Annotated in this window: 19 protein-coding genes and 1 pseudogene; 11 read left to right on the top strand and 9 right to left on the bottom strand. The window is 71.9% G+C overall.

The features are described from left to right. Nucleotides 1-13 precede the first annotated feature (13 nt). Nucleotides 14-2,614 (bottom strand): helicase-associated domain-containing protein, encoded by a 2,601-nt coding sequence (locus AAFF41_RS22655; protein ID WP_343324537.1) that lies wholly within the window; start codon nucleotides 2,612-2,614, stop codon nucleotides 14-16. Nucleotides 2,615-2,958: 344 nt separating this feature from the next. On the opposite strand from AAFF41_RS22655, the gene AAFF41_RS22650 reads away from it, so the two are divergent. Both AAFF41_RS22650 and AAFF41_RS22645 read left to right on the top strand, forming a co-directional pair. After that, nucleotides 2,959-4,005, top strand: coding sequence for a hypothetical protein (locus AAFF41_RS22650; protein ID WP_343324536.1), 1,047 nt, complete (start codon nucleotides 2,959-2,961; stop codon nucleotides 4,003-4,005). A gap of 55 nt (nucleotides 4,006-4,060) precedes the next feature. Next, the gene (locus tag AAFF41_RS22645; protein WP_319748743.1) at nucleotides 4,061-4,732 is read left to right on the top strand and encodes an HAD family hydrolase; all 672 of its coding nucleotides are present in this window, start codon (nucleotides 4,061-4,063) and stop codon (nucleotides 4,730-4,732) included. Here AAFF41_RS22645 and AAFF41_RS22640 read toward each other — a convergent pair. Then, nucleotides 4,708-4,974 (bottom strand): hypothetical protein, encoded by a 267-nt coding sequence (locus AAFF41_RS22640; protein ID WP_060901737.1) that lies wholly within the window; start codon nucleotides 4,972-4,974, stop codon nucleotides 4,708-4,710. The genes AAFF41_RS22645 and AAFF41_RS22640 overlap by 25 nt on opposite strands. Nucleotides 4,975-5,180: 206 nt before the next feature. Between AAFF41_RS22640 and AAFF41_RS22635 the strand changes: the two genes are divergently transcribed. After that, the gene (locus AAFF41_RS22635) at nucleotides 5,181-5,564 is read left to right on the top strand and encodes a cold-shock protein (RefSeq protein ID WP_054235168.1); all 384 of its coding nucleotides are present in this window, start codon (nucleotides 5,181-5,183) and stop codon (nucleotides 5,562-5,564) included. Between the two features lie 91 nt (nucleotides 5,565-5,655). Here AAFF41_RS22635 and AAFF41_RS22630 read toward each other — a convergent pair whose 3' ends face one another. Genes AAFF41_RS22630 through AAFF41_RS22615 form a run of 4 tightly spaced genes read right to left on the bottom strand, consistent with a single transcriptional unit; the run spans nucleotide 5,656 to nucleotide 9,236 of the window. Beyond that, on the bottom strand, nucleotides 5,656-6,519 hold the full coding sequence (locus tag AAFF41_RS22630; RefSeq protein WP_319748744.1) for a 1,4-dihydroxy-6-naphtoate synthase: 864 nt from the start codon (nucleotides 6,517-6,519) through the stop codon (nucleotides 5,656-5,658). After that, on the bottom strand, nucleotides 6,497-7,234 hold the full coding sequence (locus AAFF41_RS22625) for a futalosine hydrolase (RefSeq protein WP_319748745.1): 738 nt from the start codon (nucleotides 7,232-7,234) through the stop codon (nucleotides 6,497-6,499). Before AAFF41_RS22625 ends, AAFF41_RS22630 begins: the two co-directional genes overlap by 23 nt. A 26-nt stretch (nucleotides 7,235-7,260) precedes the next feature. Then, on the bottom strand, nucleotides 7,261-7,746 hold the full coding sequence (locus AAFF41_RS22620) for a DUF2771 domain-containing protein (protein ID WP_319748746.1): 486 nt from the start codon (nucleotides 7,744-7,746) through the stop codon (nucleotides 7,261-7,263). A 59-nt stretch (nucleotides 7,747-7,805) separates the two neighbouring features. Next, complete coding sequence (locus AAFF41_RS22615) at nucleotides 7,806-9,236, bottom strand: MFS transporter (protein WP_319748747.1); 1,431 nt, start codon at nucleotides 9,234-9,236, stop codon at nucleotides 7,806-7,808. A gap of 476 nt (nucleotides 9,237-9,712) precedes the next feature. Between AAFF41_RS22615 and AAFF41_RS22610 the strand changes: the two genes are divergently transcribed. The 4 genes and pseudogenes from AAFF41_RS22610 to AAFF41_RS22595 form a co-directional block, all read left to right on the top strand. Continuing rightward, nucleotides 9,713-10,639 (top strand): DUF3027 domain-containing protein, encoded by a 927-nt coding sequence (locus AAFF41_RS22610; RefSeq protein ID WP_319748748.1) that lies wholly within the window; start codon nucleotides 9,713-9,715, stop codon nucleotides 10,637-10,639. 340 nt (nucleotides 10,640-10,979) lie between these two features. Further along, entirely contained in the window at nucleotides 10,980-14,195 is a 3,216-nt protein-coding gene (locus AAFF41_RS22605; RefSeq protein ID WP_343324535.1) for a sacsin N-terminal ATP-binding-like domain-containing protein, read from the top strand. 265 nt (nucleotides 14,196-14,460) lie between these two features. Beyond that, on the top strand, nucleotides 14,461-15,309 hold the full coding sequence (locus AAFF41_RS22600; RefSeq protein WP_343324534.1) for a DUF5707 domain-containing protein: 849 nt from the start codon (nucleotides 14,461-14,463) through the stop codon (nucleotides 15,307-15,309). A gap of 141 nt (nucleotides 15,310-15,450) precedes the next feature. Further along, nucleotides 15,451-15,861, top strand: a pseudogene (locus AAFF41_RS22595) (calcium-binding protein); the annotation flags it as partial. Between the two features lie 25 nt (nucleotides 15,862-15,886). Here AAFF41_RS22595 and AAFF41_RS22590 read toward each other — a convergent pair. Both AAFF41_RS22590 and AAFF41_RS22585 read right to left on the bottom strand, forming a co-directional pair. Next, nucleotides 15,887-18,286 carry a cation-translocating P-type ATPase gene (locus AAFF41_RS22590; RefSeq protein ID WP_319748751.1) on the bottom strand — a complete coding sequence of 800 codons (2,400 nt, stop codon included), beginning with the start codon at nucleotides 18,284-18,286 and terminating at the stop codon, nucleotides 15,887-15,889. A gap of 133 nt (nucleotides 18,287-18,419) precedes the next feature. Beyond that, on the bottom strand, nucleotides 18,420-18,698 hold the full coding sequence (locus tag AAFF41_RS22585) for a DUF2530 domain-containing protein (RefSeq protein WP_075027055.1): 279 nt from the start codon (nucleotides 18,696-18,698) through the stop codon (nucleotides 18,420-18,422). Between the two features lie 283 nt (nucleotides 18,699-18,981). Here AAFF41_RS22585 and AAFF41_RS22580 point away from each other — a divergent pair, with 283 nt between their 5' ends. Beyond that, a complete protein-coding gene (locus AAFF41_RS22580; protein ID WP_343324533.1) occupies nucleotides 18,982-20,433 on the top strand; it encodes an NCS2 family permease in 1,452 nt (483 codons plus the stop codon). 16 nt (nucleotides 20,434-20,449) lie between these two features. Here AAFF41_RS22580 and AAFF41_RS22575 read toward each other — a convergent pair whose 3' ends face one another. After that, the gene (locus AAFF41_RS22575) at nucleotides 20,450-20,632 is read right to left on the bottom strand and encodes a hypothetical protein (protein WP_054235178.1); all 183 of its coding nucleotides are present in this window, start codon (nucleotides 20,630-20,632) and stop codon (nucleotides 20,450-20,452) included. A gap of 142 nt (nucleotides 20,633-20,774) precedes the next feature. Here AAFF41_RS22575 and AAFF41_RS22570 point away from each other — a divergent pair, with 142 nt between their 5' ends. The 3 genes from AAFF41_RS22570 (at nucleotide 20,775) to thpR (ending at nucleotide 23,520) form a co-directional block, all read left to right on the top strand. Then, entirely contained in the window at nucleotides 20,775-21,212 is a 438-nt protein-coding gene (locus AAFF41_RS22570; RefSeq protein WP_054235179.1) for a MarR family winged helix-turn-helix transcriptional regulator, read from the top strand. A 344-nt stretch (nucleotides 21,213-21,556) separates the two neighbouring features. Next, on the top strand, nucleotides 21,557-22,840 hold the full coding sequence (locus AAFF41_RS22565; protein WP_319748753.1) for an MFS transporter: 1,284 nt from the start codon (nucleotides 21,557-21,559) through the stop codon (nucleotides 22,838-22,840). A gap of 107 nt (nucleotides 22,841-22,947) precedes the next feature. Further along, nucleotides 22,948-23,520 (top strand): RNA 2',3'-cyclic phosphodiesterase, encoded by a 573-nt coding sequence (gene thpR / locus AAFF41_RS22560; protein WP_319748754.1) that lies wholly within the window; start codon nucleotides 22,948-22,950, stop codon nucleotides 23,518-23,520. Nucleotides 23,521-23,530 lie beyond the last annotated feature (10 nt).

Below are 23,530 nucleotides of genomic sequence, written 5' to 3'. Positions count from 1 at the left end.
CAAGGGGAGGTGATCACGGCTGGTCGTCGGCGAGCTCGGCGACCCCCGTCACGCGGTGCAACGGATAGGTGCGGACCTCGTCCGCGGTGTGGTCGTACGCCGTCACGAAGCCGCCCTCCACCCGGATCGGGGCGATGACGCGCTGGCTGGCGGCGCCCTCGGCGTTCACGTACCCGATCCACACCGCCTCGCCGGTCATGACGGCGGCCTGCATGGTGGCGAGGGTCTCGGCGGAGCTGGTGCGCGGCAGCTCGCTGTTGCCCGGCGTCGGTGTCTGGGTGTCCTTGCGCGGGGTCGTGGAGGCCATGTCACCGGCGCGGATGGCGCGGATCGCGGCACCGAGGAGCGTGGCGTCGGGCACCGGCGGACCGTCCGGGACCGGCACGGGGGCGGAGCGCGGCGGGGTGCGGTGGGCGTGCGCGCGGGTGATCAGCACATCGCCCTCGGCGGACTCCGCGGCGGGCGCGAAGCCCATCGAGCGCAGGCCCTCCAGCAGGGCCGCCGGGTCGGCCTGGGCCGCGAGCACGGTGGGTGCGAGGCGGCGCAGCCGCAGTCCCTGCGAGCGCTTGTCGGCGAGGATCTCGCTCAGCAGCGCGTCGTCGTCACAGCGGACGTACGCCGAGGCCGCCCCGATCCGCAGATGGCCGTGCCGGCGGGCCACGTCGTCGATCAGATAGGCGAGCGGCTGCGGGACGGGCGTGCGGGAGTGGGCCGCGAGGAACGCGTGCAGGTCCGAGGCCGACCGGCCCGCGTCCAGAGCGCGCCGTACCGACCCCGGGGTGAAGCGGTAGACCGTCGCCCCGCCCTTCGACTCGACGTCCGCGAGCACCCCGAGCGTGTCGGCGAGAGGCCGCTCCAGCGGGCCGGGGGCGACGGCCGTCAGGTCCGCCTGGAGGAGGACGTGGTCCAGGGGCTCGGGCAGCAGCGGGGCGAGGAGCCGGGCGGCGTGGGCGGCGGCAGCGGCCTGCTCGGCGGGGGAGCGCGGGGTTTCGGAGAGGGGGGCCTCGACGGCGGGGCGGTGGTGTTTGTGGGCGGGGAGCTTGTCGCCTGGACCGGAGGGGGCGCGCGTTCCGGTCTCGCGCACGCTCGCCGACGGCAGCCCCAGCAGCGCCCGCCCCTGCGTCGAGAGGGCGCCCCGGCCGGTGACTCCCAGCAGCTCCGACTCGGACAGCGTCCACCGGGCGAGCCGGGTCCGCAGATCCTCGGCCGCGCTCCGGTCCCCGCGCAGCGGACGCTCCCACTGGAGGTGGGCGAGGACCGAGTCCGGGGTGGCGGCGGCGCCCTCGGGCAGGGTGGCGAGGAGGGTGAGGACGCGGTGGCGGACCTCGGGGGCCGCCGAGCGGTCGAGGCCGGGACCCAGCGCCGACAACGTACGGTCCTTCGTGTCCCGCCCGCCGATCAGGCCCGCCGTACGGGTCGCGGCCAGCCACGCGGAGGCGAGCGTGGCCCACCGTTCGGCGGCGGGCCTCTCCAGCCACTCGTCATAGGCGGGGGTGGCCGCGTACCGTTCGTCGGCCTCCCCGTCCGAGGCCAGCAGTCCCGCCGCGTAGGCGAGCTCCACCCAGAACGCGGCCACCGGCTCCGCGACGTCCAGCGCCACCGCCGTCCGTTTCAGGTCCCGCACGCTGATCCCACCGGCGCGCAGTACGGCGGGCCCGCCCTCGTGCCAGTCCTTCAGCAGCTCCTCGACGGTGGCGAGCGCCGTGTACGCCTGGCCCGCCGCCGCACTGTCCACAACCTGTGGACGGTGCGTCCGCGCGGACTCGACCGCCGGGGCCACCGGTTCCGTCGCCCGGTGCGCGCGGCCCGCCCGCAGATGCAGAGCGACCTCCCGGGGCAGTACGACCGTGCCGGGCGCCGTCGGCAGCAGCAGCCCGCGGTCGATCAGCCAGCGCAGATGGCGTGCCGGGTCGGCGGTCACCTGGCCGTACGGCGGCCCCCACACCAGCCGGGACAGCACGTCCACCGCCTCGGCCGGGGCGGTGTCGAGGAGCGCCGACATCCGGGCCCGGTCGGTGAACAGTGCGGTGAGCGACGCGACGGCGGAGACGGAGTCGTGGGTGGTCGGCAGTCCGGCCTCGGCCACGATCTCCTGGATACGCCCGGGGGACATCCCGGCCGTGGCTTCGGCGACGGTCGGGCCCAGGCCGGTGGGGGACGGGTGCTGGGGGGACGGCGCGAGCAGCTCACGCGCCGTCCGTACGAGGCGCAGGCGGTCGTCGGGGCCCCACACCAGGGCCTGCTCGCGGAGCGTCCCCAGAGCGCGCGGGAACGCCGCCGTGACCGCCGGGTCGTTGTCGTCGCCCGCCAGCAGTGCGAGCAGTTCGTCGTGCGCCGCCGGTTCCGACGCGACGGCGAGGGCCTCCGCGGTCTGGAGCGTGAACCGGTCCAGGCGCTCCAGGGCGCGGACCACCGAGGCCCGGGTGCCGGCGCGGGTGGCGAGCTGGGTGAGGTCCGTGGGGACGGGGGTGATGAGGTCGGGGCGGGTGCGGAGGAGGGCCGACAGGGAGGCGTCGTCCCGGGCGCGGAGGGCTTCCGCGAGGGAGCGCGGAGCGGTGCCCTGCGGGGCGGGGTCCGGGGTTCGGTCCGGCGTGGGGTGCTCCTCTGTGCTCATCCGCTCAACGGTAGTGGTTTCTCGCCCCCGCCGCCCCTACCCACCTCATCCCCGGGGCCACGCCCCGGACCCCGGGTGTGTTGCCCGGCTGCGGGTGGGTGGGGCTGATCGCGCGGCCCCGCGCCCCTGAGGCACGGGGCCGCGCCCCGGCGCCCCTTCAGGGGCGCGGGGAACTGCGCGCCAAGCCCCCACCCGCCCGCAGCCGACGAACCCGCCCGGGGGCCGGGGGCGGAGCCCCCGGTAGGGATGGGTCCGGTAGGGGCGGCGGGGGCGAAGAACTCGGGGTGTACGCGGTACCGTCGTGGCCGCGGGGTTTACAACGTGCGCGCCCCGGAGGGGACTTCGTGGGGATTGAGAGCGACCAGCTCGTATTCGACTATCTGAGCCGCGTCGGAGACCTGGCCCAGCAGCGCCAGCTGCCCTCGGCCACCCGCATGCGACTCGTGTCGGAGCTGCGCAACGAGATCGACCGACGCCGGGCGAAGGCCCCCGTCGACAGCCCGGCCGCCGTCCGCCGCATCCTCTCCCGCCTCGGCACCCCGGACGACATCGTCGCCGCCGCCCGCGAGGGCGCCTCCGAGGCCGGTACGGACACCTGGGCCGCCGTCCCCACCCAGCGCGCCGGCGAGGCCGACGACCGCCCCAAGGGCCTGCGCCGAGTCGTCCCGAGGCCCCGCCCGGCGGAGCCGAAACCCGCGCCCCGCCCCACCGAGGCCGACGGCGCCCCCTCCCCGCCCCACCTCGCGAGCACGCACGAACTGGGCGACAGCTCCGCGGATCCGGACTGGTGGCGCAAGGACACCAGCCCGTTCGGGCTGGGGGACAGCGTGCCGGGTTTCGTCGGCGGTGTGGAGATCCCCGAGCTGCTCAAGCCACCACCGAGGCACGAGGACGACGACGAGGACGAATCCGACTCCGTCGAGGAAGCGGGGCCGAAGCCCTCCAGGCCCTCCAAGTCGGCCAAGGTGCGCAAGTCGCCCAAGGCCGAGAAGCCCGCCCTCGTCGAAGAGCCCGACGTCGCCGTCGCGGCCCGTCGCCGCCTCCCCCGCCCCGGCAGCTGGAGCAACCCCCTCCTTCTGCTGGCCGCCGTCCTCCTCGTCGTCGGCGCCGTCCTCGGCAACTGGTTCGCCTTCGGCCTCGGCTGGCTCATCGCCTGGGCCTCCCGCCGGCTGAGCCCCGTCGAGTCGAAGTGGGCCGTGCTCGGCATGCCGGGGCTGGCCGTGACGGCGGGCGTCGTCTGGCTGTGGGGCCGTACGGACGGCCGCTGGGGCGATCCGATCGTCAAGGGGCACATGAACGAGGCGGTCGCGCAGACCTGGCCGTGGGTGGTCAGGGGCGCGGCCGTGGCCTCGGCGCTGTACCTGGTGTGGCGCTCACAGCGACGCCGCTGACCCGCGCGACGGGCCGTCACCGGCCACCACATGGGCATCTGGGCGCGTGGGCACAATGGTCCATATGCCTATCGCATCGACGACCCCCCGGACTCCCCACCTGCTGACCGTCGGCTTCGACCTCGACATGACCCTGATCGACTCCCGCCCCGGCATCCACGCCTGCTACCAGGCGCTTTCGGAGCGCACGGGGACGTACATCGACTGCGACCTGGCCATCACGCGGCTCGGACCGCCGCTGGCGGAGGAGCTGATCAACTGGTTCCCGGCGGACCAGGTGCCCGCGATCGCCGACCTCTACCGCGAGATGTACCCCGTGCACGCCATCACCGGCACACTCGCGATGCCCGGCGCCCGCGAGGCCGTCGCGGCGGTCCGCACGGCGGGCGGGCGCGCGGTCGTCGTCACCGCGAAGTGGGAGCCCAACGCCAAGCTGCATCTGGACCACCTGGGCATCGACGCCGACGCGGTCGTCGGCAACCTGTGGGCCGAGCAGAAGGCGCAGGCGCTGCGGGAGCACGGCGCGAGCGTGTACGTCGGCGACCACACCGGCGACGTCCGCGGCGCGCGCACCGCGGACGCGTACTCCGTCGCGGTCGCCACCGGCCCGTGCGACGCGGCGGAGTTGCGCGCGGCGGGCGCGGATGTCGTGCTGGCCGACCTGACGGAGTTCCCGGCGTGGCTGAGCGACTACCGGGGGGATTACCGGGAGGCCGTACGGGCCTGAATCGCGCGGGCCTGACGGCGTCCCGCGGCGACGGACCGGAACACCCCCGCCGCGGCGATCAGGAAGCCGACGCCCATGAGCATGCTCAAGCCGAACATGTACGTCGGAAAAGGCGTCGTATGGAGGAGTAGCGGGGCCACGGTGACGAGTGTGGCCACGGCTCCGACGAAGAACACGATGGCACCGGCACGGATCAGCCGGTCACCGGGCTCTGCGGAATTCGGTTGGGTTTTGTCACGCACCGGACCAGGGTAGTTCCCAGCGCGAAGGAACAATCCGGCGACGTCTTGTCACCGGCCCCGGGACCATTAGCCTTGGTACCGGCGGGTCCGACGACCCGCTGTAGTGCTATCCGGGGCAGTTTCCGGCCGTTGCCCGTGCAACGGCCCGAGTGTGCGCCCGTGCAGTTTCAGAGCAGTTTCCGACGAGTACGAGGACGAGGACAGACGTGCCTACCGGCAAGGTCAAGTGGTTCAACAGCGAGAAAGGCTTCGGCTTTCTCTCCCGCGACGACGGCGGCGACGTCTTCGTTCATTCCTCGGTCCTGCCCGCCGGAGTAGATGTGCTCAAGCCCGGCCAGCGCGTGGAGTTCGGCGTCGTCGCCGGCCAGCGCGGTGACCAGGCGCTTTCGGTGACCATCCTGGACCCGACCCCCTCCGTCGCGGCCGCCCAGCGCCGCAAGCCGGACGAACTGGCCTCCATCGTGCAGGATCTGACGACCCTTCTCGAGAACATCACGCCGATGCTGGAGAAGGGCCGCTACCCCGAAAAGGCCTCCGGCAAGAAGATCGCGGGCCTCCTGCGCGCGGTCGCCGACCAACTCGACGTGTAGCCCGCGGGCGGACGGAAGGAAGCGCCGGAAGCGTATCCGGGCCGAGGAGCTTGGTCAGCTCCTCGGCCCCGTCCGTGCCGTCGGCCGGGGATCAGGGGAATGACAGGGCGTGGGGTCCGAGTGCCGGGACCAGTCCTTCGGCGGCGGCGCGGGTGAGCAGGCCCCGGATCGCGGCGTAGCCGTCCTCCCCGAGGTCGGCGGTGAACTCGTTGACGTACAGGCCGATGTGCTGGTCGGCGACGGCCGGGTCCATCTCCTGGGCGTGTTCGAGGACGTAGGGGCGCGAGGCCTGCGGGTCGTCCCAGGCGGCGCGGACCGAGGCGCGGGCGGCGTCGGCGAGGCCCTTCAGACGCTCCTCGCCCAGCGCGCGCTTGGCGATGATCGCGCCGAGGGGGATGGGCAGTCCGGTCGTGCGCTCCCAGTGCTCGCCCATGTCGGCGAGATTGTGCAGCCCGTAGTTCTGGTACGTGAAACGGGCCTCGTGGATGACGAGTCCGGCGTCGACCTTCCCGTCCCGTACCGCCGGCATGATCTCGTGGAAGGGCATGACGACGATCTCGCCGACCCCGCCGGGAACGGTGTCCGCGGCCCAGAGACGGAAGAGCAGGTAGGCGGTCGACCGCTCGCTCGGCACGGCGACCGTGCGCCCGGTCAGGTCCGCGTCCGGCTCCCGGGTGAGGACCAGGGGCCCGCAGCCCCGGCCCAGCGCGCCCCCGCACGGCAGCAGCGTGTACTCGTCGAGGACGTACGGCAGGACGGCGTACGACACCTTCAGCACGTCGAACTCACCGCGCTCGGCCATGCCGTTGGTGACGTCGATGTCCGCGAAGGTCACGTCGAGCGCGGGCGCGCCCGGGACGCGGCCGTGGGCCCAGGCGTCGAAGACGAAGGTGTCGTTCGGGCAGGGCGAGTACGCGATCTGCAGCGTCTGCTCAGGGCTGGTGGTCTGGGTCATGTGGGTTCCAACTCTCCAGGACGGGCGCGAGCTTCCCGAACGCCTCGGTGAGGGCCGCGAGAGCCTCTCCGATGCGCCAGGCGGCGCGGTCGCGCGGGCCGACGGGGTTGGAGACCGCGCGCATCTCCAGGACGGGCACACCGTGCGCGGCGGCCGCCTCGGCCACCCCGAAGCCCTCCATGGCCTCGGCGAGGGCGCGCGGGTGGCGGGCCCGCAGCTCGGCGGCGCGCTCGGCGCTGCCGGTCATGGTGGACACGGTCAGTACGGTTCCGGCGCGTCCACCCGTGGCCGACACGACTTCTCGTACGAGTGATGGTGGCGGACGGTGGCTGACGGTCCCGAACCCGAGCTCGGTGACCGGCAGGAACCCGTCCGCGGTCTCGGCGCCCAGGTCCGCCACGGTGATCTCGTCGGCGACGACGAGGGATCCCACCGGGGCCTCAGGCTGAAAACCGCCCCCGATCCCGGTGGAGACGACGAGGTCGTAGGGGGTGCCGTCCAGGGCGGCCGCGGTGAGCGCGGCCGCGGTGGACGACGCGGCCGGAGCGGGCCCCACCCCGGCGGCCAGCAGATCGAGGGTCACGCGGGCTTCAGCGCTGCCGTGGGAGGCCGGGGACAGCCGCTCCAGGGTCGTCCCGGGCAGCCGCAGCGAACGGCCGGTGGCAGTGAACGCCCCGGCCACCGCGTCCCTCTCCACGGGAACGGCGGTGGCCACCAGCACCTTCAGCCCAGCGGCAGCGATCAGGCGTCCTTCTTGAACTTGAAGGTCCACAGCCCGGTCACCGTCTTGTCGCCCTCCTTGATGGAGACGCGCGTGGAGTTGCCGCTCGCGCCGTACTGCGCGTTGAAGAACACGCTGCCCGGGATCGTGCGGTACGTCTTCTTGCTGGAGTCGGTCAGCGGCTGACCGTTCATCAGGATGGTCCAGCCGTTGTCGGCGATCTTCGGGTCCACACCGAACCGGACGGTCTCGTCGGGGTCGACCTTGATGGACTTGATGTCCGAGCTCGTGAGGCACTTGGCCAGGTCCGCGGTCTTCACCTCCTTGCCGTCGTTGTAGCAGGCGGTCTCGGAGCTCACGGAGTTCTTGCCGACCGTGATGGTGGCCAGCGGCGTCGGCTTGTCACAGGCGGACAGGACGAGAAGTCCGGCGGAAACGGCGCCGAGAGCGGCAACGGCGCGACGGCGATGTCCATTGGCGGCTCTGCCGCGGGGCAGGGAGGTCATGGCCGAAGGCTATCGGGCACGTCCACCGCTCCCCCCACGTGGGGTACGGCGTGCCGCCCTCAGGCCACGCGTGACCGCACCGGGCCCCCGTGTCGCGCCGCGCCGAGCAGCCCCCGCACGGTGGTCAGCCATCCGACGGCGACGATCGCGGCGGCCACGGACAGGCCGAGCGTGCCGTTGAGGGGCAGCACGATGCCGATCGCACCGCCGAACACCCAGGCCACCTGCAACAGCGTCTCCGAGCGCGCGAACGCCGACGTACGGACGAGTTCCGGCACGTCCCGCTGGATCAGCGCGTCCAGGGAGAGCTTGGCGAGCGCCTGCGAGAACCCCGCGACCGCCGTCAGACAGGCCACCAGGACGGCCCCGAAGAATATGGCGGCGGTGATCGCGGCCCCCAGCACACACGCGACGACCGTCACGATGATGATCTCCGGGGCGCGCGATTTCAGCCAGGCCCCGACCGCCGTGCCGAGCGCGTTGCCCGCGCCCGCCGAGACGCCCACTATCCCGAGCGAGACGGCCGCGCTCTCGCCGGTGAGCGGGTGCTCGCGGAGCAGGAAGGCGAGGAAGAAGATCAGGAAGCCGGAGAGGCAGCGCAGGGCGGCGTTGGCGCCTAGGGCGTGGGTGACGGCCGTACCGACGGTGCGCAGCCCCGGCCGCCGCAGCTTGTCCTTGATGAGGTGCGGTCCGTGCAGATGCTCCTCGTCCGCGACCAGCAGCGCCCGGTCCTCGCCCTTGGCCGAGTCGACCTTGGGCGGCAGCGTGAACGACAGGAACGTGCCCGCGATGAAGATGACGAAGGCGCCGTAGAGCGGATAGCGCGGGCCGAGGGCCTGCAACCCCGCCCCGATCGGCGCGGCGACACCGGTGGCCAGGAGTCCGCCCAGGGTGACCCGGGAGTTCGCCTTCACCAGGGAGAACCGGGGTGGCAACAGCCTCGGGACCACGGCGCTTCGTACGACCCCGTACGACCTGGACGCGACCAGCACGCCCAGCGCGGCGGGATACAGCTCCAGGCTGCCGGTCACCACCGCGCCCGACAGCAGCAGCGCGAGCATGGCCCGGGCGAACATCGCGCCCGCCATCGCGGCCCGGCGGCCGTGCGGCAGACGGTCCAGAAGCGGGCCGATCACCGGGGCGAGGACGGTGAAGGGCGCCATGGTGATGGCGAGGTAGAGAGCGACGCGCCCGCGCGCCTCGTCGGTGGGCACCGAGAAGAAGACGGTGGAGGCGAGCGCGACGGTGATCATGACATCGCCGGCGCCGTTCACCGCGTGCAGCTCGATCAGTTTCCCGAGGCCGGATTCGCCCGCCCCGTGCGCGTGCGTCGCCTTGCGGATCCCGCGCGCCGTTCCGGTCACCGGGAAATGCAGGGCACGGCCCACCGCGCGGACGGAACCGGTCATCCGGCCCGATCCGCCACTTCTGGTGCCGCCCTTGGCAGCGCCGACACCGGCGGCTCCTTGGGGCGACCTCGCGGCTGCCACTCCGCAATAGTGCCCCGAGAAGTGCGTACGTAGTGCGGTTACCGCGCGTATGGCGGCCGAGTGGGCTGGTGACGGGCCGTACGCGGGTCGCGTGTCGGAGTGTCGAACCGGACCGGGGCGGGGGCGAGGAGCGTTTTCCGGCCGACCGCGACGGTTGTGCGAGGTTCTTTTCGATCCGTACGAGAGGGGGTATGGGGTGGGAAAACACTGCTTGGGAGCGGTCCGGAAACCTGGTGCGGAGTGCGGAAGCGCCCCGCCGGTGTGGGCCCAGGGCTCAGGAGAAGGTAGCGTGCGTAGCGCGCCTGCGGCGGTTGTTCTCGGCCGCGCGCCTCTCGGTCATCCCGCAGAATGGATGACGTAGGTGCGCCCGAGTGCGATCGGGCGTGGACGTCGACGCGGCCCACCGGTCCGCTCCGTCCGCACTCCCGCCGAGGAATGGCGCACCCGTGAGACGGCGTAGGAGAGAAGCGATACCTGTGAGCGCAGCGACAACGCGAAGCCGCACCCCCGACCGCCTGTGCGCCGAGGCCGTCGACCTCGCGCGCACCGCCGCCGAGGAGGCCGCCGCCCCCGGCGTCGTCGGCGAGCACGTGGGACTGGTCTCCGAGGGGGACCGCGTTGTCACGCACTACTTCGAGTGCAAGGAGTTCGGGTACCGCGGCTGGCGCTGGGCCGTCACCGTCGCCCGTGCCTCGCGCGCGAAGCTCGTCACCCTCGACGAGACGGTGCTGCTGCCCGGCCCCGAGTCCCTGCTCGCCCCCGAGTGGGTGCCGTGGAGTGAGCGGCTGCGCCCGGGGGACATGGGCCCGGGCGACCTGCTGCCCACGGACGCCGAGGATCTGCGGCTGGAGCCCGGTTTCTCCGGGGAGGACGAGCCCGCGCCGAACTCCGCGGTCTCCCAGGACATGGCGGAACTGGTCGAGGCGGAGGACGCCGAGGTCACCGCCGGCACCCCCGCGCATCTGCCGTTCGCCCCGCGTCGCGGCTCGATCGCGGCCGTCGCGGAGGAACTCGGCCTGCGCCGGGCCCGTGTTCTGTCCCGCTACGGCCTGCATGTCGCGGCCGATCGCTGGGAGGAGTCGTACGGCCCCAAGACGGCGATGGCCCAGGCCGCGCCCGCGTCCTGCGTCAGCTGTGGCTTCCTGAACCCCATCGGGGGCTCGCTCGGACAGGCGTTCGGTATCTGCGCGAACGAGTTCTCTCCGGCGGACGGGCGTGTCGTCTCGCTCTCCTACGGCTGTGGAGGCCACTCCGAGGCCGCGGTCATGCCCAAGCCTCCCCGCCCGGCCCCTCCGGTCATCGACGAGACCCGGGTCGACCCCTTCCCGCTGCGCCCGTCCCCGGACTCCGGTTCGGTCTCCCTCACCCCCGACGAAACCGCGGCGGAACTGGGCCACTCGTAACGTCCCTCGCCCCCGCCGCCCCTACCCGACCCCTCCCCAGGAGCTCCGCCCCCCGGAGGGCTCGTCCTCGAACGCCGGACGGGCGGAGGATGCGCGCCAGCGCACTGGAGGGGAGCGGGGAACTGCGCGATCAACCCCCACCGGCCCGCAGACAGGGGATGCGTGCCGCGGCCGGGTGGGTTCGGGCAGGCCGGAATCCGGGATCCCGGCCCCGGTGCGAGAGGGCCGCAGGCCGAGATGCATCGTGGGCCGGGCCGGAACCCCTTCCGCCGCGCGGTACCTTCGTGCCGCGGCCGAGCCCAGCGCTCGCGATCGCACGAAGCGAGAGGGAGAGTGAACCGTGAGCAAGTTCGTGCGGCCGGCAGCCGAGGGCGCGGACCCGTTCGGCACGGCCCGCCTGCGCCGCGGCGTGCAGGACGCCTGGGCCACCAGCCCGGCCCGGTTCCGTGAGGACGCCAACGCCGAGGAGGACCTCGTCCTCGGCGGCTACCGGGACCGGCTCGTCGTCGAGCTCGCCCAGAACGCCGCCGACGCGGCAGCCCGCGCCGGCGTCCCCGGCCGGCTCCGCCTCACCCTGCGCGACGGCGTACTCCTCGCGGCCAACACCGGCGCCCCCCTCGACGCGGCCGGCGTCGAATCCCTCGCCACCCTCCGCGCCTCCGCGAAGCGGGACGCGCACGACACCGCCGTCGGCCGCTTCGGCGTCGGCTTCGCGGCCGTCCTCGCGGTGACCGACGAGCCCGCCGTGGTCGGCCGGCACGGCGGGGTGCGCTGGTCCCTGGCCGAGGCCCGCGAACTGGCGACGGACACCGCCCGCCACAGCCCGGGCCTCGGGGACGAGATCCGTCGGCGCGACGGTCATGTGCCGCTGCTCCGGCTGCCGTTCGCGGCCGAGGGCACCGCCCCGGACCCGTACGACACCGTCGTGATCCTCCCGCTGCGCGACCCCGCCGCCGAGGGCCTCGCCGAGCGCCTCCTGCAGAACATCGACGACGCCCTCCTGCTCGCCCTCCCGGGCCTGGAGGAAGTGATCGTCGAGGTCGGGGAGGGCGGCGAGGACGTACGCACGCTGCGGCGCCGCGGCGACGAGCACGGCGTCACCATCGAGGACTCCCGTCACGGCACCACGCCCTACCGCACCGTCTCCCACCACGGCCCCCTCGACCCCGCCCTGCTCGCCGACCGCCCGGTCGAGGAACGCCTGCGCCCGCACTGGTCGGTGACCTGGGCCGTCCCGGTGGACGAGGACGGCACGCCCGCCCGGCCCCGTACCAGCCCCGTCGTGCACGCGCCCACGCCCAGCGACGAACCCCTCGGCGTGCCGGCCCTCCTCATCGCCTCCCTCCCGCTCGACACCACCCGGCGCCATGCCGCGCCCGGCCCGCTCACCGAGTTCCTGGTGGAGCGCGCCGCGGACGCCTACGCCGAACTCCTCGCCGCCTGGCGCCCGGTGGACACCGGGATCATCGACCTCGTGCCCGGCCCCCTCGGCAAGGGCGAGCTGGACGGCACCCTGCGCCAGGCGATCCTGGACCGGCTGCCGCGCACCGCCTTCCTGCCGCCCGCGGCCCCGCAGGCCAAGGACCAGGACACTCCGGCGGACTGGCCCGAGGGCGAGAGCGACGCGGCCGGGATCGGGATCGGTCTCGCGGAGATCGCGGAGAACCCGGACGCCCTGCGGCCGCGCGACGCCGAGATCGTCGAGGGCGCCGGTGCCGACACCGTGCGCGTCCTCGCCGAGGTGATCCCCAGCCTGCTGCCCGCCGGTCTGGAACGCCGGGTGGAGCTGCGGACGCTGGGTGTCGCCCGCGTCCCGCTCACCGAAGCCGTGGACCGGCTGGCCGGCCTGGAGAAGGACCCGGTCTGGTGGCGGCGGCTGTACGACAGCCTCGCCGGCGTCGACCCGGACCGGCTCTCCGGCCTGCCCGTACCGCTCGCCGACGGCCGTACGACCATCGGACCCCGCCAGATCCTGCTGCCGCTCCCCGAAGGCCCCACTCCCGACGACACCTGGGCCGCCACCTCCGACGCCCTCGCCCGCCTCGGCCTCAAGGTCGCCCACCCCGACGCCGCCCACCCCCTGCTGGAGAAGCTGGGCGCTCTCCCGGCGACGCCTCGCGCCGTGCTCACCACCCCCCAGGTGCGTGCCGCTGTCGCCGCCTCGCTCGACGACGAGCGCGGGGCGTGGGAGGAGGACGCCCCGGACGCGGAGGAGCTGGCGGACACCGTCCTGGCCCTCGTCCGCGACGCCGCCCTCGAACCCGGCGACGAACCCTGGCTCGGCGCCCTGGCCCTGCCCGACGAGGAGGGCGAACTCCTCCCCGCGGGCGAACTCGTCCTGCCCGGCAGCCCCTTCGCGCGGGTCATGCGCGAGGACGAACTCGCCTTCGTCGACGGTGAGCTGGCCGACCGCTGGGGCGAACAGCCGCTCGCGGCCTGTGGTGTGCTCGCCAACTTCACCCTCGTCCGCGCCACCGACGTCGTCCTCGACCCGGACGAACTGGAGCCCCGTGACTCGGACTTCGCCGAACCCGACGACGCGGGTCTGCTGGACGCCGTCGACGTGTGGTGCGAGGACGTCCTCGACCGGCTGCCCGACACGCCGGTGCCGCCGGTCGCGACGGAGATCGTCGCCGTACGGGACCTGGACCTGGTCGACGACGACCGCTGGCCGCAGGCACTCGCCCTGCTCTCCCAGCCGCCCCTGCGGGACACGCTCACCCAGCCGGTGCGGATCCTCCTCCCGGACGGCACGCACGAGATCGTCCGGCCGTACACGGCCTGGTGGCTGCGCGACCACCCCGTCCTCGACGGCCGCCGCCCGGCCGGTCTGCGGGCGGAGGGCGGCGACCCCCTCCTGCACGGCCTGTACGACGCCGCCGACGCCAGCGGTTTCAACGACGAGCAGGTCCTGCGCGCGCTGGGCGTCCGCACGTCCGTGGCCGCCCTCCTGGACGAGCCCGGCGGCGCCGCCGAACTCCTCGACCGGCTCGCCGACCCCGACCGCGAGGTCTCCGGAACGCAACTCCACGCCCTCTACGGGGCCTTGGCCGACCTCGAACCCGAACAGGTGACCCTGCCGGACGAGTTGAGGGCCGTGGTGGACGGCGAGGTGGTCGTCGTGGACGCCGCCGACGCCGTGGTCGTCGACTCGCCCGACCTGCTGCCCTTCACCGGCGGCATGCCGCTGCTCCCCGTACGGCCCGCGCGCGCCGCCGATCTCGCCGAGCTGTTCCAGGTGCGGCGGCTCAGCGAGTCGGTGACCGGCGAGGTGACCTCGGAGGGCACCGAGCACGACGTACCGGAGTCCGTGCGGATCCTGCTGGGCCCCTCGACCCCCATCTCGTACGTCGAACACGAGGAACTCGTCGTCGACGGCACCGAATTGGACTGGCGCCGCACGCGGGACGGGGTGCTGCACGCCGCCACCCTGGAGGGCGTGGCGGCCGGCCTCGCCTGGGCGGCCGGACAGTGGCCGCGCCGCTTCGAGGTCGCGGCCCTGCTGGAGGACCCGTCCCGCACGGAGGAACTGGCCCGGGACCGCTGGTTCGACTGAGGCCGGGTACAGACGTCCGTCAAAGGGCGTTGCATACGGGCCCGTCGGAGGGCGTGCGCGTTCGTTCGCGTCCTCTCCGGCGGGCTCGTGCTGTGACCTTCGTCATACCCACACAAAGGTTCTACCAGCCGTACAACCATTCGCTCGCCTCGCGGATCAGATCACCCGAGTCAACAGACTCCATGATCACTTGGGCCCCAAGGGAAGACGAGCCGTGAGGAACGACCACTCACCACCGGGGCCCCTTTCTCCACTTGGGGATCGCATGCGCATTCGCGCCACTGTGGCAGCCGTTTCCGGCGCCCTGGCCCTCTCCGCCTTCGTGGTACCGGCCGCTCACGCCGCCGATGTCCCGGGCGCCGCCTCGCTCGCCCGCACCGTTCAGCCGAACACGGTGAAGTCGCCCACCGACGTCACCCACGGTGACACCAAGATCTCCAACGTCGTCGTCAACGGCGGCAAGGGGGTCGTCTTCGGCACGACCACGAAGAAGACCTTCACGGTCACCTTCACGGCCTCCGACAACTCCGGCATCAAGATGGCGCTCGCGATCCTGTATCACGGCGCGAACATCGAGGACTCCGACAACGGCGCCGTGCCGAACGAGAACGGGGGCGCGAAGGCCTCCTGCACCGCGGTCAGCAGCACGACCGCGAACTGCAAGGAGACCTTCACGATCCAGGCCAACCAGCAGCTGCTCAACGCGCACGCGGGCACCTGGAAGGTCTGGGCGATCGCGCAGGGCAAGGACGCCGACTACGTCCAGAAGGAGAACGCCAAGAGCTTCTACGTCCAGCGCGCCTCCAAGCTGACGGTCAACGCGGCCCCGGAGCCGGTGAAGAAGGGCAGGACCATCACGGTCACCGGCGCCCTGACCCGCGCCGACTGGCAGACCGGCACGTACACGGGTTACGTGGGCCAGCCGGTGAAGCTGCAGTTCAAGAAGAAGGGCGCCGGCGCCTACACCACGGTCAAGACGATCAAGACGACCACGGGTGGCGCGCTGAAGACGACGGTCACGGCGTCCGTCGACGGCACCTTCCGCTACTCCTTCGCGGGCACCACGACGACCCCGGCCGTCAGCGCCACGGGTGACTACGTCGACGTGCAGTAGTCACCACCAGCTGTTTCGTGCTGTTCCCCGCGTCCCCTCCAGGGGCGCGGGTTCGTCGTTTGGCACCTCGCCCGGTTCGTCAGCCGACACTTTCAACCCATGGGGGGAATCCATGCGCAAGCGCACCACCACCGTCGCCAGGCGGGCACCTGGTACGTGGACGCCTGGGTCGACGCCAACGGCGACGACTCCAACTTCATCTGGAAGGAGAAGGCGGGCAGCTTCAAGCTCCAGCGCCTCTCCAGGCTGACGGTGAACGCGGCCCCGGAGCCGGTGAAGAAGGGCAGGACCATCACGGTCACCGGCGCCCTGACGCGCGCGAGCTGGGAGTACGGCACGTACACGGGTTACGTGGGCCAGCCGGTGAAGCTGCAGTTCAAGAAGAAGGGCGCCGGCGCCTACACCATGGTCAAGACGATCAAGACGACCAGTGGCGGCGCCCTGAAGACGACGGTCAAGGCGTCCGTCGACGGCACCTACCGTTACGCCTTCGCGGGCACCACGACCACCCCGGCGGTCAACGCCACCGGTGACTACATCGACGTCAGGTAGTGACCGGCTCACCTGTCGGCACGCCTCACGCGGGAAAGCGGCGGTCCACCCATCTCCACAGGAACTCCAGGGTGGCCGCCGCCACCACCGAGATGCCCACCGCGATCCACGGCATCTCCACGCCCACCAGCTTCAGCGCGAAGAAGTGCTGGAGCCACGGCACGATCAGTACGACGAGGAACGCCAGGCCCATCGAGGCCACCAGGGTGGCGCGCCACCAGGTGTACGGGCGGGCGATGATCGCCAGCACCCACATCGAGATCAGGAACAGTGTCAGCGTGGCGGCGCTGGTCTCCGCGTCCAACTCGCCCGGCCCGGTGTAGTGATGACGGGCCACCAGATACGTGAGGAAGGTGGCGACCGCCGCGACCACGCCCCCGGGGATCGAGTACCGCATGACCCGCTGGACGAAGTGCGGTCTCGCCCGCTCCGTGTTGGGGGCGAGCGCGAGGAAGAACGCCGGGATGCCGATGGTCAGCGTGGACAGCAGGGTCAGGTGCCGGGGCAGGAAGGGGTATTCGACCCGCCAGCACACCACCAGGATGGCCAGCAGCACGGAGTAGACCGTCTTCACCAGGAAGAGGGTCGCGACGCGGGTGATGTTGCCGATGACGCGGCGTCCCTCCGCGACCACCGAGGGCAGCGTCGAGAAGCTGTTGTTGAGCAGCACGATCTGGGCCACCGCCCGGGTCGCCTCCGAGCCCGAGCCCATGGACACGCCGATGTCGGCGTCCTTCAGGGCGAGCACGTCGTTCACTCCGTCGCCCGTCATCGCCACCGTGTGGCCGCGTGACTGGAGCGCGCCCACCATGTCCCGTTTCTGCTGCGGGGTGACCCGCCCGAACACCGTGCCCTTGTCCAGCGACTTCGCCATCTCCTCCTTCTCATCGGGAAGGTGGCGCGCGTCCACGACAGTGCCGCTCAGGCCGAGCTTCCCGGCCACCGCGCCCACCGAGACCGCGTTGTCGCCGGAGATGACCTTCGCCTTCACGTCCTGCTGGGCGAAGTAGCGCAGGGTGTCCGCCGCGTCCGGGCGCAGCCGCTGCTCCAGGACCACCAGGGCGGTGGGGCGGGCGCCCTCCGTCACCTTGAGGTCGTCGAGGTCCTTCGAGGCCTTGGCGAGCAGCAGCACCCGCAGCCCGTCCTCGTTCAGCCGCGCGGTCTCGGCGAGCGCCGGGTCCCCGTCGGGCAGCAGCACGTCGGGGGCGCCGAGCAGCCACGTACTCGACTCTCCGTTGCCCTCGCTGAAGGACGCCCCGCTGTACTTGCGGGCCGAGGAGAACGGCAGCGACTCGGTGCAGCGCCAGTCCTCGCTGTCAGGGTAGGAGTTGATGATCGCCTGGAGGGAGGCGTTCGGGCGCGGGTCGGACTCGCCGAGCGCCCCGAGGGCCTTGCGTATGTACGTCTCGTCGGCGCCCTGGATCGGCCGCAGCTCGGTGACGTCCATGCCGCCCTCGGTGAGGGTGCCGGTCTTGTCGAGGCAGACGGTGTCGATGCGGGCGAGGCCCTCGATGGCGGGAAGTTCCTGCACGAGGCACTGTTTCCGGCCAAGCCGGATGACGCCGATCGCGAAGGCCACGGAGGTGAGCAGGACCAGGCCCTCGGGGACCATCGGGACGATCCCGCCGACCGTACGGGCGATGGAGTCCTTGAAGCCGTGCTGCTTGACCACGAGCTGGCTGATGACCAGACCGATCGCGGTCGGGATCATCATCCACGTCACGTACTTGAGGATCGTGGAGATACCGCTGCGCAGCTCGGAGTGGACCAGTGTGAACCGGGACGCCTCCTCGGCGAGCTGCGCCGCGTACGCCTCCCGCCCCACCTTCGTCGCGGTGAACGCGCCGCCGCCCGCGACCACGAAGCTGCCCGACATCACCTCGTCGCCGACGTGCTTGACCACCGGGTCCGCCTCACCGGTGAGCAGTGATTCGTCGATCTCCAGACCGTCGGCCTCGACGCACGAGCCGTCCACGACGATCTTGTCCCCGGGCCCGATCTCGATCACGTCGTCCAGCACGATCTCCGACGTACTGACCTCGCCCGCGACCCCGTCCCTGCGGACCGTCGGCCTCGCCTCGCCGATGACCGCGAGCGAGTCCAGGGTCTTCTTGGCCCGCCACTCCTGGATGATGCCGATCCCGGTGTTGGCGATGATCACGTACCCGAAGAGGCTGTCCTGGAACGGCGCCACGAACAGCATGATCAGCCAGAGCACACCGATGATCGCGTTGAACCGGGTGAAGACGTTGGCGCGGACGATCTCGCCCATGGAGCGGCTGCTGCGCACGGGGACGTCGTTCACCTCGCCGCGGGCGACCCGTTCGGCCACTTCGGCGGCGGACAGCCCCGGGGCCCGCTTGGGGGCGGGCAGGGGCACGGGGTGAACAGGGTCGAGTTCGGCGCCCGCGTCGATGTGCGTCATGCATTCGACGGTACGTGCGGAAATACGGCTTCACCCCCCGAGTGCCCCAAAGATCCGACCAGGGGAGGACCGGAGCGGCGGCGAGTGATGCCGTGGTTGTAGGGGGAGCTGGTTGCTCCGCCGCAGCGGACGGTTACTCCGTAGTGGCGGTGGGCTGTTGCTCCGCTTCGGTGGCGGCCCTCTTGAGGGCGGCGTCGCGCCCACGGACGTACCAGATGCCGATCAGGCCGAGGCCCGCGCCGGCCAGGCAGGTCCACACCCACCACAGGTGCCCGTGGTCGTCGAACCAGCCGTAGAACGGCAGCTGCACCAGGAAGAGGACGAACCAGAGGATCGTGCCGCCCGTGATGGTGGCGACGACGGGGCCCTCCAGGGGCTCCGGCGCCTCGTGCTTGGGGGTCCACTTCGCCATGGACACAGCTTACGAGGCCGTCCGTCCCGGCTCCGCCGGACCCGGTGCGCCCCTTGTATACCAACGGTCTACGCGCGGAGATAGCGATTTCGGACTCATATGTTCATACTGAAACGGTCTGAGTCTGGCTCTTTCTGTTCGTACGAAACTCCAACAGAAACATCTGAGAAACCTGTTGGTGATCGCGCGGCGGCCAGACTCGATCATGTTTCCCCCGGCCCGGCGCCCGTCCCCGCCCGGCGCCAGTCCTGGCCCGCAAGGCCCCACACGTATGAGGTCACCCATGTCCACCTCGGCCACCACCAAGGCCCCCGCCCCGGACCAGCCGGGACCCGGCCCCGCGCAGGGCGCGCTGGACCGCTACTTCAAGATCTCCGAGCGCGGCAGCTCCCTGCCCCGCGAGATCCGCGGCGGTCTCGCCACCTTCTTCGCGATGGCCTACATCATCGTGCTGAACCCGATCATCCTGGGCAGCGCGAAGGACATGTACGGGCACCACCTGGACAACGGCCAGCTGGTCACCGCGACCGCCCTGACCGCGGCCTTCACCACGCTGCTCATGGGCGTCATCGGCAACGTGCCGATCGCGCTGGCGGCGGGCCTCGGCGTGAACACGGTCGTCGCCCTGCAGCTCGCCCCGCGGATGTCCTGGCCGGACGCCATGGGCATGGTCGTCCTCGCGGGCTTCATCGTGATGCTCCTTGTCGCGACCGGTCTGCGCGAGCGCGTCATGAACGCCGTGCCGCTGGGCCTGCGCAAGGGCATCTCGATCGGTATCGGCCTGTTCATCATGCTGATCGGCCTGGTCGACTCGGGCTTCGTCACGCGCATCCCGGACGTCGCCCAGACCACCGTCCCGCTCCAGCTCGGCGCCGACGGTCACCTCAACGGCTGGCCCGTCCTGATCTTCATCCTCGGCACGCTGCTCACGCTCGCGCTGATCGTGCGCAAGGTGCCTGGCGCCATCCTCATCTCGATCGTGAGCATGACGGTCCTCGCGGTGATCATCAACGCCGTCGCGAAGGTCCCGTCCTGGGGCCTGACCACCCCGAAGTGGCCCGGCAACCCGGTCGCCACCCCGGACTTCGGTCTCGTCGGCAAGGTCAGCCTCTTCGGCGGCTTCGGCAAGGTCGGCGTGCTGACCGGCATCCTCTTCGTCTTCACCGTGCTGCTGTCGACCTTCTTCGACGCGATGGGCACGATCATGGGCATCAGCGACGAGGCCAAGCTGACCGACGCGCAGGGCAACATGCCCGGCATCAACAAGGTCCTCTTCGTCGACGGCATCGCGGTCGCCGCGGGCGGTGCCACCTCCTCCTCGGCCACCACCTGCTTCGTGGAGTCCACGGCGGGCGTCGGCGAGGGCGCCCGCACCGGCTTCGCGAACGTCGTCACCGGTGCGCTCTTCGCCGTGGCGCTGTTCCTCACCCCGGCCGCCACGATGGTCCCGTCCCAGGCCGCCACGCCCGCGCTCATCGCGGTCGGCTTCCTGATCATGTCCCACTCGGTCAAGGAGATCGACTGGGCGGACTACACGATCGCCATGCCCGCCTTCGTGACCATGGTGATGATGCCGTTCACCTACTCGATCACGAACGGCATCGGCATGGGCTTCATCACCTTCGTGGTACTGCGCCTGGCCGCCGGCCGCGCCCGGGAGATCCCGGTCGCGATGTACGTCGTCTCGGCGGTGTTCGCCTTCTACTACCTGATGCCGGCCCTGGGCCTGACGTGAGCGGCCCCACGGGGTCTCACGTGACCCCGTAGAACTTCTCCGTCTCCTCGACCGCGGTCTGGAACCGCTCGTCGAAGTCATCGCGAATGAGCGTCCGGACGACATAGTCCTGGACGCTCATTCCGCGTTTGGCGGCGTGGTGTCGGAGCCGGTCGAGCAGCTCCCCGTCTATCCGCAGGCTGAGCACGCTGGTCCCCATGCAGTGAGGGTCGCGGGACCAGGAGGGGCGAGGAGTCACTTTCTGGAAGGGACTCACTCATATGGGTGACGTAAAGGTTCAGTGGCCCGTGTCACGGGCATCCTGGGGCTCTTTAGAGAGAGTAATGAGTTACCCTAAAGACATGGCTGACCTCACCCATGGCGACGACGCTGCCGCCGTGAACGCCCTGCGCTCCGCAGTAATGCGGCTGTCGCGTCGACTCAAGCACCAGCGGGTCGACGAGTCGCTGAGCCCGACCGAGATGTCGGTGCTCGGCACCCTCGCCCGCTGTGGCACCGCCACACCCGGCGAGCTCGCCCGTAAGGAGCATGTGCAGCCACCGTCGATGACCCGCATCGTCGCGTTGCTGGAAGCCAAGGGCCTGGTCAGGCTGGAGCCGCACCCCGAGGACCGGCGCCAGAAGGTCGTCACCCAGACCGACAAGGCCGAGGCGATGCTCGAGGAGAGCCGCCGCAAGCGCAACGCGTTCCTGGCCGGACTGGTCGAGGCCCTCGACGAGGACGAGTGGGCGAAGGTCCGCGAGGCCGCGCCCGTCCTCGAAAAGCTCGCGCAACTGTGACAGGGGCGCACACCCGGCCCCGGGCCCGCACGCGACGGGCGCGGCTTCGGCGCGGGCGCCGCGTCGCGGTCGCAGCCGCGCACGGCGGACCGCCGGATGCGCGCCGGCCACGGCGCCCCGTGCACCGCCAGGGGCACGCCGTGACGGCCGTGCGCACTGCCCCGCACGCTCCGCCGTGCCCGAACCTCACCGTGACAGACGCGGCCGCGCCCGCGTGCAATGACGTCCCACGCTAGGAGGCGAATCCCTTTGAGTACGGGATCCGGAATACCTTCCGCCCCCGGACCAGCCACCCCCGACTCCCCGCCCGCCCTCGAGAGTTCCTCCCGTTCCCCCGCTCCTCGATGTTCAGCTCGCTGAGGATCAGGAACTACCGGCTGTTCTTCCTCGGCCAGGTCGTCTCCAACACCGGCACCTGGATGCAGCGCATCGCGCAGGACTGGCTGGTCCTGAGCCTCACCGGCTCCTCCGCCGCGGTCGGCATCACCACCGCGCTGCAGTTCCTGCCGATGCTGCTCTTCGGGCTGTACGGCGGAGTCCTCGTCGACCGCCTCCCCAAGCGCCCCACCCTGCTGGCCACCCAGACCGCCATGGGCGTCACCGGCCTCGCGCTCGCCTTCCTGACCCTCTCCGGCCACGTCCAGGTCTGGCACGTCTACCTGGCGGCCTTCGCCGTCGGCCTCGCCACGGTCGTCGACAACCCCGCCCGCCAGTCCTTCGTCTCCGAGATGGTCGGCCCGGGCCAGCTGCAGAACGCGGTCAGCCTCAACTCCGCCAACTTCCAGTCCGCCCGCCTGGTCGGCCCCGCCGTCGCGGGCGTCCTGATCACCGGCGTGGGCACGGGCTGGGCGTTCCTCTTCAACGGCCTGTCCTTCGTGGCCCCCATCGTCGGCCTGCTCCTGATGCGCGCCCGCGACCTGCACCCCGTCGAGCGGGCGCCGCGCGGCAAGGGCCAGCTCCGCGAGGGCCTGCACTACGTCGCCGGCCACCCCGAGCTGATCTGGCCCATCGTCCTCGTCGGCTTCATCGGTACGTTCGGCTTCAACTTCCCGGTCTGGCTCTCGGCGTACGCGGACGACATCTTCCACGCCGGCGCCGGCGGATACAGCCTCTTCAACACGCTGATGGCGGTCGGCTCGGTGGCCGGCGCGCTGCTCGCCGCCCGCCGCGGCACGGCGAGACTGCGCATCCTGATCGCGGCGGCCATGGCCTTCGGCATCCTGGAAGTGGCCGCGGCCCTGGCCCCGTCCTTCTGGCTCTTCGCCCTCCTCATGGTCCCCATCGGGATCTTCGGTCTCACCGTCAACGTCACGGCGAACACCGCGGTCCAGATGGGTACCGACCCGGCCATGCGCGGCCGGGTGATGGCGCTGTTCATGATGGTCTTCATGGGCGGTACGCCCCTGGGGGCGCCCCTGGTCGGCTGGGTCACCGACGCCTACGGCGCCCGGGTCGGCTTCGCCCTCGGCGGCCTGGTCTCGGCCGTCGCCGCGACCACCGTCGGCCTGGTCCTGGCCCGGGTCGGCGGCCTGCGCCTGTCGGTGGGCTGGCATCGCGGCCACCCGCAGGTCGGCTTCGTACCGAGGGAAGCGGGAGAGCAGCAGGAGCGGCTGGCCACGGCGGTGTGACGACGGCCGCCCTACGGTTGCCCGAGCGACCGCCGTACGGCGGTCGCTCGGCCGGCGGCACGGCGCGAAGGTGGTCAGGTGATCCATTCCCTGGAAGGGTGATGGGCATGAGACTCTTTGCGGCCGTGCTGCCACCTCAGGCCGCGGTGCGTGAACTCGGCACTCTGGTGGACCAGTTGCACCGCCTGCCGGGCGCGGACGGACTGCGCTGGACGGGCCGCCCCGGCTGGCACTTCACCCTCGCCTTCTACGGCGAGGTGGCGGAAGAGCTCGTCCAGCCCCTGTCGGACCGCCTGGCTCGCGCGTCCCACCGCACCCCCTCCTTCCCTCTCGCCCTCCATGGCGGCGGCCACTTCGGGGGCCGGGCGCTGTGGACCGGGGTGTCGGGAGACGTCGCTACGATGCGGCTGCTGGCCGACCGGGCGGAGGCCGCGGCGCGGAAGGCGGGCGTCGGGGCGGGCGAGCACCGTCGCTACCGCCCGCACCTGACGCTGGCCCGCAGCCGCGACACCGCGGACTTCGCCCCGTACGTCGCCGCCCTGGACGCCTTCGCCGGGCGCGATTGGACGGTCCGGGAGCTGTGTCTCGTCCGCAGTAATCTGCCGAGGTCGGGAGTGTCGGGGGAGCAGCCGCGCTACGAGACGGTGGCCCGCTGGCCGCTGGACGGGACGGGCGGCTGAAGGTCCTCGG

The sequence above is a fragment of the Streptomyces mirabilis genome (assembly GCF_039503195.1).
In the GTDB taxonomy this organism is placed as follows: domain Bacteria; phylum Actinomycetota; class Actinomycetes; order Streptomycetales; family Streptomycetaceae; genus Streptomyces; species Streptomyces mirabilis_D.
This window is presented reverse-complemented; position numbering and strand designations above follow the sequence as displayed.